Source organism: Pseudomonas trivialis (assembly GCF_001439805.1).
In the GTDB taxonomy this organism is placed as follows: Bacteria; Pseudomonadota; Gammaproteobacteria; order Pseudomonadales; family Pseudomonadaceae; genus Aquipseudomonas; species Aquipseudomonas trivialis.
Map to the genome: position 1 here is coordinate 252669 of NZ_JYLK01000004.1, position 14473 is coordinate 267141.

A 14473-nucleotide genomic window follows, 5' to 3' on the forward strand; every position below is an offset into this window, starting at 1 on the left:
GGTTACAGCACGCTCGCCTTGAGGTCGCGGTAGCCGGCGCCGGGGTGGTTGGGCGCCAGGCGGGCACCGTCGCCGAACAGCTTTTCGCGCAGGGTGCCCTGGGCGTAGTCGGTCTTGTACACGCCGCGCTTCTGCAATTCGGGCACCAGCAGGTCCACGGCGTCGATGAAGGTTTCGTGGGTCAGCGCGTAGGCCAGGTTGAAACCGTCCACGTCGGTCTCTTCCACCCACTCCTGCAGCAGGTCGGCGACGGTTTGCGGGCCACCGACGAACAGCGGACCGAAGCCGCCGATGCCAACCCAAGGGCCAGCTCATTAGGGGTCCAGACCTTGTTCGGGTCAGCCGTGGAAAACGCTTCAACGGCCGACTGGATGGCGTTGGTGTGCACATGCTTGAGCGGTTCATCCGGCTGGAAGCGGCTGAAGTCGATGCCGGTCCAGCCGGAAATCAGCGCCATGGCGCCTTCGTAGCTGACATAGGACTTGTAGTCGTCGAACTTGGCTTTGGCCTTGGCATCGGTCTCGCCGACGATCACTGTCTGCAGGTTGAAGATCAGGATTTTGCGCGGGTCGCGCCCGGCCTCGGCGGCGCGGCGGCGGATATCGGCGACCGTCTTTTTCAGCAGCACCTTGGACGGTGCGGCGACGAATACGCACTCGGCCTGCTCGGCCGCGAACTGTTTGCCACGGCTGGAAGCGCCGGCCTGGTAGAGCACCGGCGTGCGCTGCGGCGACGGCTCGCACAGGTGAATGCCAGGCACCTGGAAGTGTTTGCCCACATGGCGAATCTCGTGAATCTTGCTCGGGTCGCTGAAAATCCGCCGCTCACGGTCACGCAGCACTGCGCCCTCCTCCCAACTGCCTTCCCAGAGTTTGTAGCAGACCTCAAGGTACTCCTCGGCGTAGTCGTAGCGCGCGTCATGTTCGGTCTGGGCTTGCTGGCCGAGGTTCCTGGCGCCGCTTTCCAGGTAAGACGTGACGATGTTCCAGCCGATGCGGCCCCTGGTCAGGTGGTCCAGCGTGGACAACCGGCGGGCGAACGGATACGGGTGCTCGAACGACAAGGAGGCGGTCAGTCCGAACCCCAGGTGTTCAGTGACCAGCGCCATCGGTGCGATCAGCGACAAGGGATCATTGACCGGCACTTGGGTCGCCTGGCGAATCGCCGCGTCGCCCGTGCCGTTGTACACGTCATAGATGCCCAGCACGTCGGCGATGAACAGGCCGTCGAATTTGCCGCGCTCAAGGATTTTTGCCAAGTCCGTCCAGTATTCCAGGTCCTTGTATTGCCACGAACGATCACGCGGATGCGCCCACAGGCCGGGCGACTGGTGGCCGACGCAGTTCATGTCGAAGGCGTTCAAGCGGATTTCACGGGCCATCACAGCACTCCGTTGAGGTGATAGTTACCGACGATCCGGTATTTGTGGCGCAACGGGTCATCCAGGGTCGACGGCAGCGCGGTGCGTTGGCCAGTCAGTTCGAATTCAGCGTTGCTCACGGCGATCAGGGCCTCGGCGGCAGCGATATGCGCCTCGGTGAGCGCCACCGGGCTGGGGTGGGTGTCGACGCGTTCGAGCAGGGCCGCGGCCAGGTCGACGCGGATCTGCAAGTCGCCGAAGCGGCTGATCACATAGGGGTCGTCGCTGCGGGCGACGAAGCGCCGGGTGATTTCCAGCAGTTGGCGGGCGTGGTTCAGGGCGGTCATGGGCGGGGCTCCTCAGTTCCAGGCGTGGCGCGCAGGTTTTACGCCGTTGAGCACGAAGTTGCCGATCAGGTGGTATTTCCAGCGAGCCGGATCGTGCAGGGTGTGGGTGCGCGCGTTGCGCCAGAAGCGGTCGAGGTTGTGTTTGCCGGTGACCGAGCGGGTGCCGGCCAGTTCGAACAGCCTGCTGCTGGCGAGCAACGCGGTTTCAGCCGACAGGACCTTGGCCTGGGCCACGATCAGCGACGCGTTGGCGACCGTGTCTTCGTTGGGTTCGGCGAGCGCCAGATCGATCGCCCGGCCGGCCCGGGCGAGAATGGCTTCGGTGCCGTGCACACGCCATTGCAGGTCACCGATGCCGGCGATGGTGAAAGGGTCCTGCCAGCCGTGGTCCTGCTGGCTGTCGATCCACGGGCGAGCCTGGCGCGCGTGCAGCTTTGCCTGTTCCAGCGCACCGACGGCGATGCCGGTGTCGACAGCGGCCTGGATAATCTGTGAGATCGGGCCGTGGGCGGTCGGCCGGTCGAAGGCCTCATGCGCCGGGATGACCGCACTCAGGGGCACCGTCACGCCGTCGAGGGTCACGCCGCCACTGGCCGTGGTGCGCTGGCCGAAGCCGTCCCAGTTGTCGATCACGCTCAGGCCTGGCGCGTCGCGCTCAAGCAGGGCGATAAAGGCCTGGCCGTGTTCGTTGTTGCCGACCGTGGGCACGATATGGGCGAACAGCGCGCCGGTGCAGTAGAACTTTTCGCCGTCGACCTGCGCGGTGTCGCCGTGGAAACGAATCTGCGTGTCGAAGGTGCCGGCATTCCTGCTCTTGGCTTCGGAGAACGCGTTGCCGAAGCGATAGCCCGCGAGGACCTTTTCAAAGTAATGGCGCTTTTGGGCTTCGCTGGCGGTTTGCTGCAGGATATCCACGATGCCCAGGTGGTTCTGCGGAATCTGGCCCAGGGACGGGTCGGCGGCGGAGATCAATTTGATCACCTCGGCCACCGTCACATAGGACACACCGGCGCCGCCGTAGGCCTTGGGTACCGTGATGCCCCACAGGCCGCTCGCGGAAAACGCGTCGAGCTCGGCCACTGGCAGGCGACGCTCGCGGTCGCGCGCGCTGGCCTCGACGGCAAAGCGTGCGGCCAGGCGAGTGGCGACCTCGATGGCTTCGGCGTCCGAGCGGATGAGGTGGGCAGGGTGTTGAGGGTGGGCTGACATGGGCCGACTCCAGGCTCCGATAGGTTATCGGAGTGATTGCAGGAGTCGTGCCTGAATGTAATCACCAGAAAAATCAGGCGTTTGCTGCGATATTCGGGGATTTGACAGGGCTGAAACCAGCAAAGTGTCCAGCCACTGTTGCCGCACCAACAGTCAGATCACAACGTTGCGCACAAACCGCACGGCCACCTCGCCATCATTGCGATAGTCGTGCACATGGCGGCTGGCGAACATGTAGAACTCACCCGCGGAGACGCGCTTTTCTTCATCGCCCACCAGCAAGGTGAGGCAGCCTTCGAACACGAACAGTTGCACGCTCCAGCCGTCCGGGTCGAAACCGGGGGTGTAGCGATCACCCGGCGCCAGGTGCATCTCCCACAGTTCGACTTCGCGGCGCGCGGTGGCCTTGGCCAGCAACACGGCTTTACTGCCGGGAATCTCGCCGGCCCAGACCAGCTCGTTGATGCGGCTGTGGTCGGGCGCATCCGGCGCCTGGATCAGGTCGCTGAAAGCCACGTCCAGCGCTTCGGCCACGCGATCAAGGGTGGACAGGCTGACGTTTTTCTCGCCGGCCTCGATGGCCACCAGCATGCGCCGGCTGACCCCGGACTTTTCCGAAAGCGCAGTCTGGCTGAGGTCGGCGGCGTGACGCAGGCGACGCACGTTCTGGCTGACGTGCTGCAGGACCGAGGCCCGGTGTGGATTTTCTTTGTGCACTATATTGCTCAATGGGTGGGTGTGCGCAGTATACTGCCCAGCGTGCGGCGCATTGTGCGGTCCGTGCCCTTCCCTTGCAAGACCGAGCCGCCATGACCAGCCCGAACTCCCCGTCGCGTTTCAACCGTTTCAGCAAAGCCGAATGCATCCTGGTGGTAATCACCATGATCTGGGGCGGCACCTTTTTGCTGGTGCAGCACGCCATGGCCGTCAGCGGGCCGATGTTCTTCGTGGGGCTGCGTTTTGCCGCCGCCGCCATTGTGGTGGGATTCTTTTCCGTGCGCACCTTGCGCGACCTGACCCTGTTCGAGCTGAAGGCCGGCGTGTTCATCGGCGTGGCAATCATGTTCGGCTACGGTTTGCAGACCATCGGCCTGCAGACCATCCTCAGCAGCCAGTCGGCGTTCATCACCGCTTTATACGTGCCCTTCGTACCCTTGCTGCAATGGCTGGTGCTGGGCCGGCGCCCAGGGTTGATGCCGAGCATCGGCATCATGCTGGCGTTTGCCGGGTTGATGCTGCTGACGGGGCCGGCGGGCGCCTCGCTGAATTTCAGCTCAGGGGAAATCGCCACGTTGATCGGCGCTGTCGCGATTGCCGCCGAAATCATCCTGATCAGCGCCTTCGCAGGCCAGGTGGACGTGCGCCGGGTGACCGTGGTGCAACTGGCCACCGCATCGTTGCTGTCGTTCCTGATGGTGGTGCCGATGGGCGAGGCGCTGCCGGGGTTCTCGTGGTTGCTGCTGTTCAGTGCGGCAGGCCTGGGCCTGACCAGCGCGGTGATCCAGGTGGCGATGAACTGGGCGCAGCAGAGCGTTTCGCCAACACGGGCCACGCTGATCTACGCCGGTGAGCCGGTGTGGGCAGGCGTGGTCGGGCGCATTGCCGGGGAGCGTTTCCCGCCGATTGCGATGCTGGGGGCGGTGTTGATTGTGGTGGCGGTGATCGTGAGCGAGTTGAAGACGCGCGGGCAGCGCCGCGCCGAGCCCCAGACCGAACTGGAACGCGAAAACCAGGGTTAAGCGGCCTCAGAGGCGTAATTCGCCGTCCAGGTTAATGGACTGTAAAAACGCCTCGTCGTGGGACACCACGACCAATGCGCCCTGGTATTGATTGAGCATTTGCTCCAAGGCAATCCGACTGGGCAAGTCCAGATGGTTATCGGGCTCGTCCAACAACAGCAATTGCGGCGGACGCTGGGCGTATAACTGTGCGGCCAGGGCAATTTTCAGTCGCTCGCCACTGCTCAGTTGGCAGGTGTCGAGCATTGCGCGGTCGGCATCAATGCCCATTTGCGCCAGCCGGGTACGCGCTTCGCTTTGCGGCAATAGCGGATTACTTTCGTAGAGCCATTGCACCGCCGTGCGTTCGGGATGCTCCAGTCCGGCGTCTTGATCCAGCCAGCCGATATGACAACTGCGCACCCACTCACCGGCAGCCACCGGCAACTGGCCAGCAATCACCCGCAGCAGAGTCGATTTGCCACTGCCATTGACCCCCAGGATCGCCATGCGCATCGGGCCGGTCAGGCTGAGATTGATCGGTGTGCGGCTGCCAAATGGCAGCACCACCTGGTTGAGTTGCAACACCAGCTTGCCCTGGGGCACCACGCTTTCCGGCGACAGCATCATGCGCTGGATCTCGGGCGCACACCGCGCACGCGCCTCAGCCCGGCGGCCCACTGGATCGTAACCGTCGTGTTGCCTGGGAGGGGCCGCCCTGATTCGGGCCTCGGGAGAGGCCCCGCTCGAATTACCTGAACGCTACCAGCACGGCTGCAACTACCATCCAAGTGAATGAAATGATCATCATCGTCAAATTGATGACCAGATACCGTTTAAGGTGAGGTGGAAAGCGTTCAAGATCAGCAGGGTTTACCTCCCCAATAATGATGGACGCCCTCGGCCAAACTATCATCCCGGCAATTTTTGATATTTCCAAGAGAGACCAAATAAAACCTCTTTTCCCAAGGCTGTCACCCCAAATATAAATATAACGACTGTTCTTCAAGGCTTTCTTTATCGCGTCTAGATGACGGTGGCGCAGGTACAGACTGTATGCGATAACAGCAACTGCGAGCATGCCCCAGCCACCAGCAACAAATATTGAAACCCAGGGAGGCCAAGTGTCGATACTGGTCATTGTTGCGTAGCCTCGTATATTTTTTCACCTATGTATTCTCCCCCCCATGCCGCCGACAGTTGTACCCCGATATACCCGCCCGTCTTCATGTACTTGGCAGCGCGACATTGAGCCGGCTTTAACATCGCCGACATCAGGATTGAGCACCTGAAACTTTCTCATAACAGCCGGATCGCGCACAGGAAAAAGTATGGCCTGCAGTGCTTCGCGGGTCATGCTTTTGGTTACCTCATAGAAACCCGGTTCCTGGCCTTGCACGCTGGTAAATGCGACTGGAGCTCGATTGTCTGGACGGGTGTAAGAAAGCTTATGAGGCGCGACCGGGCGACTGATTTGCGTTGAAGAGGCTATACAACAGGAGAGATGATGCATTCATTTGTATTGTCCTGCTCCCTGAGTGTTGTATCGGCTTTCCTTTTGTCATATCAGTAAAGCGACTATCCAGCCAGAGAGTCAGCCGATGACAATAAGTTAACTTGTATTTATCGCTCCGTTACACTGAAGTTAGGATTGCCAAAAGTACAGTCGGAAATTTCCGAAATACCTTTAGGAAAAATCTACTTGATAAGCAGCAAACGTTACTGTTGTTTGAGAACTGACGACATAGGCGCTGGTGATGAATGCAGGAACCGATGCGGGAGTGTTGTGCGGGGCTGATCCCGGACGGTTTGGAGATTCAGGCGCCCGATGCGCTGCACGCGACATGCAACCCTATCGCAAGAATCAGGGTCTGTCTGTGTAGCGGACCGGGCGGCATCCCTCTGCTGCGCGTGGAACGATCAGGTTCACGACTCATCTGAACAATGCCAAATGGGAAGTTTCGACCTACCTTGTAGGATCCTGCCACACCTTGGCGTTTGGTGATCGTTAAAGCGGCACGTATGATGCATCCCAAACTCCCGCAGATTAGAAGCCTATGTCCCTGATAGTTCTACTGCTTCTGCCATTCATTGGCAGCTGTCTGGCGGCCTTGCTGCCGCACAATGCACGTAACACCGAATCGCTGCTGGCGGGCCTCGTGGCGCTGGTCGGCACGGTTCAAGTCGCCCTGCTCTACCCTCAGATCGCCTACGGTGGCGTGATTCGCGAAGAATTCACCTGGCTGCCCAGCCTCGGCCTGAACTTCGTGCTGCGCATGGACGGCTTTGCCTGGCTGTTTTCGATGCTGGTGCTCGGCATCGGTACGCTGGTGTCGCTGTATGCGCGCTACTACATGTCGCCGGATGATCCGGTGCCGCGTTTCTTTGCGTTTTTCCTGGCCTTCATGGGCGCCATGCTCGGGCTGGTGATTTCCGGCAACCTGATCCAGATCGTGTTTTTCTGGGAACTGACCAGCCTGTTCTCGTTCCTGCTGATCGGCTACTGGCACCACCGCGCCGATGCGCGACGCGGCGCCTACATGGCGTTGATGGTCACCGGTGCCGGCGGCCTGTGCCTGCTGGCCGGGGTGATGCTGCTGGGGCATATCGTCGGCAGCTACGACCTGGATCAGGTGCTGGCGGCGGGCGATCAGATTCGCGCGCACTCGCTGTACCCGGCGATGCTGGCCCTGGTGCTGGTCGGCGCGCTGAGCAAAAGCGCACAGTTCCCCTTCCATTTCTGGCTGCCCCACGCGATGGCGGCGCCCACACCGGTTTCGGCGTACCTGCACTCGGCGACGATGGTGAAGGCCGGCGTGTTCCTGCTGGCCCGTCTGTGGCCGTCGCTGTCGGGCAGCGAAGAATGGTTCTGGATCGTCGGCGGTGCCGGCGCCATTACCCTGGTACTCGGCGCTTACTGCGCCATGTTTCAAAACGACCTCAAGGGCCTGCTGGCCTATTCCACCATCAGCCACCTCGGGCTGATCACCCTGCTGCTGGGGCTCAACAGCCCGCTGGCGGCAGTCGCCGCCGTCTTTCATATTCTCAATCACGCGACCTTCAAGGCTTCGCTGTTCATGGCGGCGGGCATCATCGACCACGAAAGCGGCACGCGGGATATCCGCAAGCTCAGCGGCCTGGTGCGCCTGATTCCGTTTACCGCGACCCTGGCGATGGTCGCCAGTGCGTCCATGGCCGGCGTGCCATTGCTTAACGGTTTCCTGTCCAAAGAGATGTTCTTCGCCGAAACCGTGTTTATCTCGTCCACCGAATGGGTGGAAATTGCCCTGCCGCTGATCGCGACCATTGCTGGTACGTTCAGCGTGGCCTACGCGTTGCGCTTTACCGTCGATGTGTTCTTCGGCCCGCCGGCGACCGACCTGCCCCACACGCCCCACGAGCCGCCGCGCTGGATGCGCGCGCCGGTCGAACTGCTGGTGTTCACCTGCCTGCTGGTGGGGATTTTCCCGGCCCAGGTGGTCGGCCCGCTCCTTGCGGCGGCGGCGCTGCCGGTGGTGGGTGGCGTGTTGCCCGAGTACAGCCTGGCGATCTGGCACGGCTGGAATGCGCCGATGATCATGAGCCTGGTGGCGATGTCCGGCGGCGTGGTGCTGTACCTGATGCTGCGCAAGCAACTCAAGCGCGGCCGCTTCAAGTACCCGCCGCTGATCAGCTACTTCAACGGCAAGCGCGGCTTCGAGCGCAGCCTGGTGGTGATGATGCGCGGCGTGCGCAAAATCGAAAAACGCCTGAGCACCAAGCGCCTGCAGACCCAGCTGTTCCTGCTGGTGCTGGTGGCGGTGATCGGCGCCATGATCCCCATGCTGGGCAGCGGCCTCACGTGGGGCGACCGGCCGAAGATCCCTGGTTCGGTGGTGTTCGTGACCCTGTGGGTGCTGGCCATCGCCTGCGCGCTGGGCGCCGCCTGGCAGGCCAAGTACCACCGACTCGCGGCCCTGACCATGGTCAGCGTGTGCGGCCTGATGACCTGCATCACCTTCGTGTGGTTCTCGGCACCGGACCTGGCACTCACCCAACTGGTGGTCGAAGTGGTGACCACCGTACTGATCCTGCTCGGCCTGCGCTGGTTGCCGAGGCGGATCGAAGAGGTCTCGCCGCTGCCGAGCACGCTGCGCAAGGCGCGCATCCGCCGCCTGCGCGACTTCCTGCTGTCCAGCGCGGTGGGCGGCGGCATGGCGCTGTTGTCCTACGCGATGCTGACCCGCCAGACGCCCAACGATATCTCCTCGTTCTACCTGAGCCGTGCCCTGCCCGAAGGCGGCGGCAGCAATGTGGTGAACGTGATGCTGGTGGATTTTCGTGGCTTCGACACCCTGGGCGAAATCACCGTGCTCGGCGCCGTGGCGCTCACCGTGTACGCGCTGCTGCGACGCTTTCGCCCGTCGAAGGAAAGCATGCAGCTGCCCACGCAACAGCGCCAGTTGGCGCCGGATGTGGCCACCGATCTGGTCAACCCGCGCCAGGCCAGCGACACCGCACTGGGCTTCATGATGGTGCCGGCGGTGCTGGTGCGCTTGCTGCTGCCGATTGCGATGGTGGTGTCGTTCTACCTGTTCATGCGCGGTCACAACCAGCCGGGCGGCGGTTTTGTCGCAGGCCTGGTGATGTCGGTGGCGTTTATCCTGCAATACATGGTGGCCGGCACCCAATGGGTGGAGGCGCAGATGAACCTGCGGCCAATGCGCTGGATGGGCTTCGGGCTGCTCTCGGCCACCCTCACGGGGCTGGGCGCATTGTTTGCCGGTTATCCGTTCCTCACCACTCACACCTGGCATTTGAGCCTGCCGGTGCTGGGTGATATTCACGTCGCCAGCGCGTTGTTCTTCGATGTCGGCGTGTACGCCATGGTGGTCGGTTCGACCCTGCTGATGCTCACCGCCCTGGGTCACCAATCGGTGCGTGCCCATAAACCGAGCAACCAGGCCAAAGTGGTTGCCGCAACACAAGGAGCCGCCTGATGGAAGAAGTCATTGCAATTGCCATTGGGGTACTGGCGGCCTCGGGCGTCTGGCTGATCCTGCGGCCACGGACCTTCCAGGTGGTGATGGGCCTGTGCCTGCTGTCGTACGGGGTCAACCTGTTCATCTTCAGCATGGGCAGCCTGTTTATCGGCAAGGAGCCGATCATCAAGGACGGCGTGCCCCAGGATCTGCTCAACTACACCGACCCCCTGCCCCAGGCGCTGGTACTCACGGCCATCGTGATCAGCTTCGCGATGACCGCGCTGTTCCTGGTGGTGTTGCTGGCGTCTCGGGGCCTGACCGGCACTGACCATGTCGACGGCCGGGAGCCCAGGGAATGAATTGGGTCAATCAACTGATCGTCGCACCCATTCTGCTGCCGTTGCTCACAGCGGGGCTGATGCTGATGCTGGGCGAGAAGCGCCGCCCGCTGAAGGCCAAGATCAACCTGCTGTCGAGCCTGCTTGGCGTCGGCGTGGCGGCTCTGCTGCTGTACTGGACGCAACAGGGCGGCCCGGGCTCCATTGGCGTGTACCTGCCGGGCAACTGGCAGGTGCCGTTCGGCATTGTGCTGGTGGTGGATCAACTGTCGGCGCTGATGCTGGTGCTGACCGGCATCATTGGCGTGAGCGCGCTGATGTTCGCCATGGCCCGCTGGGACCGTGCAGGCACCAGTTTCCACGCGCTGTTCCAAATCCAGTTGATGGGCCTGTACGGCGCGTTTCTCACTGCCGACCTGTTTAACCTGTTCGTGTTCTTCGAGGTGCTGCTGGCGGCGTCCTACGGCCTGATGCTGCACGGTTCCGGCCGCGCGCGGGTGTCCTCGGGGCTGCATTACATTGCGATCAACCTGCTGGCCTCGTCGCTGTTTCTGATTGGTGCGGCGATGATCTACGGCGTGACCGGCACGCTTAACTTCGCCGACCTGGCGTTGAAGATTCCGCTGGTGCCGGAGGCTGATCGTGGCCTGTTGCATGCCGGTACCGCAATCCTTGCCACGGCATTCCTGGCCAAGGCCGGCATGTGGCCGCTGAACTTCTGGCTGGCGCCGGCCTACTCCTCGGCCAGTGCACCGGTGGCGGCGATGTTCGCGATCATGACCAAGGTCGGCGTGTACACCGTGCTGCGCCTGTGGACCCTGCTGTTCTCCGGCCAGGCCGGTGCCTCGGCGCTGTTCGGCGGCGACTGGCTGGTGTACGGCGGCATGGCCACCATCGTCTGCGCGGCGCTGGCGATGCTGGCCGCGCAGCGACTGGAGCGCATGGCCAGCCTGAGCATTCTGGTGTCGGCCGGCATTCTGCTGTCATCGGTGGGTTTCGCCCAGCCCAGCCTGACGGCTGGCGCGCTGTTCTATCTGGTGAGTTCCACTCTGGCCTTGAGCGCGCTGTTCCTGCTGGCCGAGCTGATCGAGCGGTCGCGCTCGGCCAATGACCTGCCGCTGGATGAAGAAATCGACGCGCTGCCCAAGGCCATGGAATCCCTGCACCCGCGCCCCGGCGTCAACCTCGATGACGAGCAGAAAGCCGTGGTCGGCCAAGTGATTCCGTGGACGATGGCGTTCCTCGGACTGAGCTTTGTCGCCTGTGCGCTGCTGATTATCGGCATGCCGCCGCTGTCCGGGTTTATCGGCAAGCTCAGTCTGTTGAGTGCGCTGGTCAATCCGTTGGGCCTGGGCAATGCGGTCAATGAGCCGATTCGCCCGGCGGCCTGGGGCCTGGTGGCCCTGTTGATCCTGTCGGGCCTGGCCTCGCTGATCGCCTTCGCGCGCCTGGGCACCCAGCGCTTCTGGACCCCGGAAGAACGCCCGTCGCCGCTGCTGCGCCGCTATGAGTGCGTGCCGATCTTCCTGCTGCTGGGCCTGTGCATCGCGCTGACCTTCAAGGCCGAACCGTTGATGCGCTATACCCTGGCGACCGCCAAGAGCCTGAACAACCCGGAGAGCTACGTGATGGCGGTGATGGCCACACGCCCGGTGCCGAGCCCCGAAGGCAAGGCCGCCGCCCTGGAGGTGCAACCATGAAGCGCTTGCTGCCTGCGCCGTGGCTGTCATTGGCACTGTGGGTGCTGTGGCTGGTGCTCAACCTGTCGGTGAGCCCCGGCAATCTGCTGCTCGGCGCGCTGCTGGGGTTTCTCGCTCCGCTGATGATGGCGCCGCTGCGCCCGCAACCGATCAGCCTGCGCCGCCCTGGCGTGATCATCCGCCTGTTTTTCCTGGTCGGCCGTGACGTGATTGTGTCCAACCTGCAAGTGGCATGGGGCGTGTTGGTGTGCGGATCGCGTCCACCGCGCTCGCGCTTCGTCAGGATTCCCCTGGACCTGCGCAGCCCCAACGGCCTCGCTGCGCTGTCGATGATCACCACCGTGGTGCCCGGCACCATCTGGTCGGAACTGGCGCTGGACCGTAGCGTGCTGCTGTTGCACGTGTTCGACCTGGAGGATGAAGCGCCGTTTATCGAGCACTTCAAGTCCACCTATGAGCGTCCCCTGATGGAGATCTTCGAATGAGCGCCCTGCTCTCCAATGCGATCCTGCTCAGCCTGTTCCTGTTTTCGCTGGCGATGGTGCTGACGCTTATCCGCCTGTTCAAGGGCCCGTCAGCCCAGGACCGCGTCCTGGCGCTGGACTACCTGTACATCCTGGCGATGCTGATGATGCTGGTGCTGGGCATTCGATACGCCAGTGACACCTACTTCGAAGCGGCGTTGCTGATTGCGCTGTTCGGCTTCGTGGGCTCGTTTGCCCTGGCCAAATTCCTGCTGCGTGGGGAGGTGATTGAATGATGCCGATGTGGATGGAAATCGTCGTCGGATTGCTGCTGATCTTGAGCAGCGTGTTTGCGCTGATCGGCGCGCTGGGATTGTTGCGCATGAAGGACTTTTTCCAGCGCATGCACCCGCCAGCGCTGGCCTCGACGTTAGGCGCGTGGTGTGTGGCGCTGGCGTCGATTATCTACTTTTCGCAGCTCAAGTCCGGGCCGGTGTTGCACGGGTGGTTGATTCCGATTTTGTTGTCGATCACGGTGCCGGTGACCACGCTGCTGCTGGCGCGAACCGCATTGTTCCGCAAGCGCATGGCCGGCGACGACGTCCCGGCCGAAGTCAGCAGCCGCCGCTGATTCGTCAATGAACGCAGTGCAAAATGTAGGCGCTGGCTTGCCTGCGATGAGGGCGTGACAGTCACCGAAAAGGTTGGCTGACCCACCGCCATTGCAGGCAAGCCAGCTCTTATCAAACACAAAATAACTTATTGATTTTAAAACCTGAAATTTCAGGCAGCCACACTCCTGTGGCGAGCGGGCTTGCCACAGAGGCCCCAGGTTGCTGCGCGACAGCGCCAAGTCGAAGACTTGGCGGAGCCTCCCACATTGGGATCGGGGTATCCGATGAAACTGTTGCGTGCTTGACGCAAAAAAAGGCCCCGAACCAGTCGGGGCGTTTTTCATTCAGCGCGCAGCAGCCAACCGTCAGTCAGCCAAACGCCACGTCGTCCCACCCTTCCCGTCTTCCAACACCACACCCATCGCGGTCAGTTGGTCACGGATCCGGTCGGATTCCGCCCAGTCCTTGTTGGCGCGAGCCGTCAAACGCGCCTGGATGAGCGCATCCACTTGCACTGCATCCACACGCCCTTCGGCACCGGCCTGCAGGAAGTCATCGGCTTGCATCTGCAACACGCCGAGCACACTGGCCAGTTCTTTCAAGCGCGCCGCCAGGCCCGCCGCCGCATCGAGATCGCTCTCACGCAGGCGGTTGATCTCGCGCACCATCTCGAACAGCACCGCGCAGGCTTCCGGCGTGCCGAAGTCGTCGTTCATCACTTCAGTAAACCGCGCGACAAACGCTTCGCCGCCGGCGGGCGCAACCGCAGGCAAGCCTTTCAATGCGTGGTAGAAACGTTCCAGGGCGCCCTTGGCGTCCTTGAGGTTGTCTTCCGAGTAGTTGATGGCGCTGCGGTAGTGGCTCGACACCAGCAGGTAACGCACAACCTCAGGATGATACTTTTCCAGCACATCGCGGATGGTGAAGAAGTTGTTCAAGGACTTGGACATCTTCTCGCCATTGATGCGGATCATGCCGCAGTGCATCCAGGCATTGGCGTAGGTCTTGCCGGTGGCGGCTTCGCTCTGGGCGATTTCGTTTTCGTGGTGCGGGAACTCCAGGTCGCTGCCGCCGCCATGAATATCGAAGGTTTCACCCAGGCAGCAGGTGGACATCACCGAGCATTCGATGTGCCAGCCCGGACGCCCGGCGCCCCACGGCGATTCCCAGCTCGGCTCGCCGGGCTTGGTGGCTTTCCACAGCACGAAGTCGAGGGGGTCCTGCTTGGCCTCGTCGACTTCGATGCGCGCACCGATGCGCAGGTCTTCGATCTTTTTGCGCGACAGCTTGCCGTAGCCCATGAACTTGGCGACACGGTAGTACACGTCGCCATTGCCCGGAGCGTAGGCGTAACCCTTGTCGATCAGGGTCTGGATCATCGCGTGCATGCCGTCGATGTGGTCGGTGGCACGCGGTTCCATGTCCGGCTTGAGGATGTTGAGGCGCGCCTCGTCCTCATGCATGGCGGCGATCATGCGCGCGGTCAGCGCGTCGAACGACTCGCCGTTTTCCCTGGCGCGATTGATGATCTTGTCGTCGATGTCGGTGATGTTGCGCACGTAGGTCAAGTCGTAGCCGCTGAAACGCAGCCAGCGGGTCACCAGGTCGAAGGCGACCATACTGCGGCCGTGGCCGATGTGGCAGTAGTCGTACACGGTCATGCCGCACACGTACATGCGCACCTTGTTGCCATCCAGCGGCTTGAAGACTTCTTTAGTCTTGCTGAGAGTGTTGTAGATCGTTAGCACAACGGCTTCCT

The 14473-nt window shown here is 62.3% G+C and carries 12 protein-coding genes and 2 pseudogenes; 7 read left to right on the forward strand and 7 right to left on the reverse strand.

Going from position 1 to position 14473, the window contains the following annotated elements; all coding sequences use genetic code 11:
- Window positions 1-2: 2 nt before the first annotated feature.
- The 4 genes and pseudogenes from TU79_RS08330 to TU79_RS08345 form a co-directional block, all read right to left on the reverse strand.
- Window positions 3-1381 (reverse strand): annotated as a pseudogene (locus TU79_RS08330) (LLM class flavin-dependent oxidoreductase).
- The gene (locus TU79_RS08335; RefSeq protein ID WP_057007540.1) at window positions 1381-1707 is read right to left on the reverse strand and encodes an acyl-CoA dehydrogenase; all 327 of its coding nucleotides are present in this window, start codon (window positions 1705-1707) and stop codon (window positions 1381-1383) included. Before TU79_RS08335 ends, TU79_RS08330 begins: the two are co-directional and overlap by 1 nt.
- Window positions 1708-1719: 12 nt before the next feature.
- Window positions 1720-2916: an SfnB family sulfur acquisition oxidoreductase gene (locus tag TU79_RS08340; protein WP_057007541.1), complete on the reverse strand. Its 1197-nt coding sequence runs from the start codon at window positions 2914-2916 to the stop codon at window positions 1720-1722.
- Between the two features lie 153 nt (window positions 2917-3069).
- Window positions 3070-3633, reverse strand: a complete 564-nt coding sequence (locus TU79_RS08345) for a helix-turn-helix domain-containing protein (RefSeq protein ID WP_057007542.1) — start codon at window positions 3631-3633, stop codon at window positions 3070-3072.
- A gap of 92 nt (window positions 3634-3725) precedes the next feature.
- On the opposite strand from TU79_RS08345, the gene TU79_RS08350 reads away from it, so the two are divergent.
- Complete coding sequence (locus TU79_RS08350) at window positions 3726-4655, forward strand: DMT family transporter (protein ID WP_057007543.1); 930 nt, start codon at window positions 3726-3728, stop codon at window positions 4653-4655.
- Between the two features lie 6 nt (window positions 4656-4661).
- Here the strand turns inward: TU79_RS08350 and TU79_RS08355 are convergent.
- Together TU79_RS08355 and TU79_RS08360 are read right to left on the reverse strand one after the other, a co-directional pair.
- Window positions 4662-5309: pseudogene (locus TU79_RS08355) on the reverse strand (ATP-binding cassette domain-containing protein); the annotation flags it as partial.
- A 76-nt stretch (window positions 5310-5385) separates the two neighbouring features.
- Entirely contained in the window at window positions 5386-5775 is a 390-nt protein-coding gene (locus tag TU79_RS08360; protein ID WP_057007544.1) for a hypothetical protein, read from the reverse strand.
- A 916-nt stretch (window positions 5776-6691) separates the two neighbouring features.
- On the opposite strand from TU79_RS08360, the gene TU79_RS08365 reads away from it, so the two are divergent.
- The 6 genes from TU79_RS08365 to TU79_RS08390 are packed head-to-tail and all read left to right on the forward strand — an operon-like array spanning window position 6692 to window position 12731.
- Window positions 6692-9613 carry a monovalent cation/H+ antiporter subunit A gene (locus tag TU79_RS08365; RefSeq protein ID WP_057007545.1) on the forward strand — a complete coding sequence of 974 codons (2922 nt, stop codon included), beginning with the start codon at window positions 6692-6694 and terminating at the stop codon, window positions 9611-9613.
- Entirely contained in the window at window positions 9613-9957 is a 345-nt protein-coding gene (locus tag TU79_RS08370) for a Na+/H+ antiporter subunit C (protein ID WP_057007546.1), read from the forward strand. Before TU79_RS08365 ends, TU79_RS08370 begins: the two co-directional genes overlap by 1 nt.
- Window positions 9954-11636, forward strand: coding sequence for a monovalent cation/H+ antiporter subunit D (locus TU79_RS08375; RefSeq protein ID WP_057007547.1), 1683 nt, complete (start codon window positions 9954-9956; stop codon window positions 11634-11636). The genes TU79_RS08370 and TU79_RS08375 overlap by 4 nt, the downstream gene beginning before the upstream one ends.
- A complete protein-coding gene (locus tag TU79_RS08380; protein WP_057007548.1) occupies window positions 11633-12121 on the forward strand; it encodes a Na+/H+ antiporter subunit E in 489 nt (162 codons plus the stop codon). Before TU79_RS08375 ends, TU79_RS08380 begins: the two co-directional genes overlap by 4 nt.
- A complete protein-coding gene (locus TU79_RS08385) occupies window positions 12118-12396 on the forward strand; it encodes a K+/H+ antiporter subunit F (protein WP_010209507.1) in 279 nt (92 codons plus the stop codon). Before TU79_RS08380 ends, TU79_RS08385 begins: the two co-directional genes overlap by 4 nt.
- Window positions 12393-12731: a Na+/H+ antiporter subunit G gene (locus TU79_RS08390; protein WP_057007549.1), complete on the forward strand. Its 339-nt coding sequence runs from the start codon at window positions 12393-12395 to the stop codon at window positions 12729-12731. Before TU79_RS08385 ends, TU79_RS08390 begins: the two co-directional genes overlap by 4 nt.
- A gap of 348 nt (window positions 12732-13079) precedes the next feature.
- Here TU79_RS08390 and cysS read toward each other — a convergent pair whose 3' ends face one another.
- Complete coding sequence (gene cysS / locus TU79_RS08395) at window positions 13080-14462, reverse strand: cysteine--tRNA ligase (RefSeq protein WP_057007550.1); 1383 nt, start codon at window positions 14460-14462, stop codon at window positions 13080-13082.
- Window positions 14463-14473: the final 11 nt, after the last annotated feature.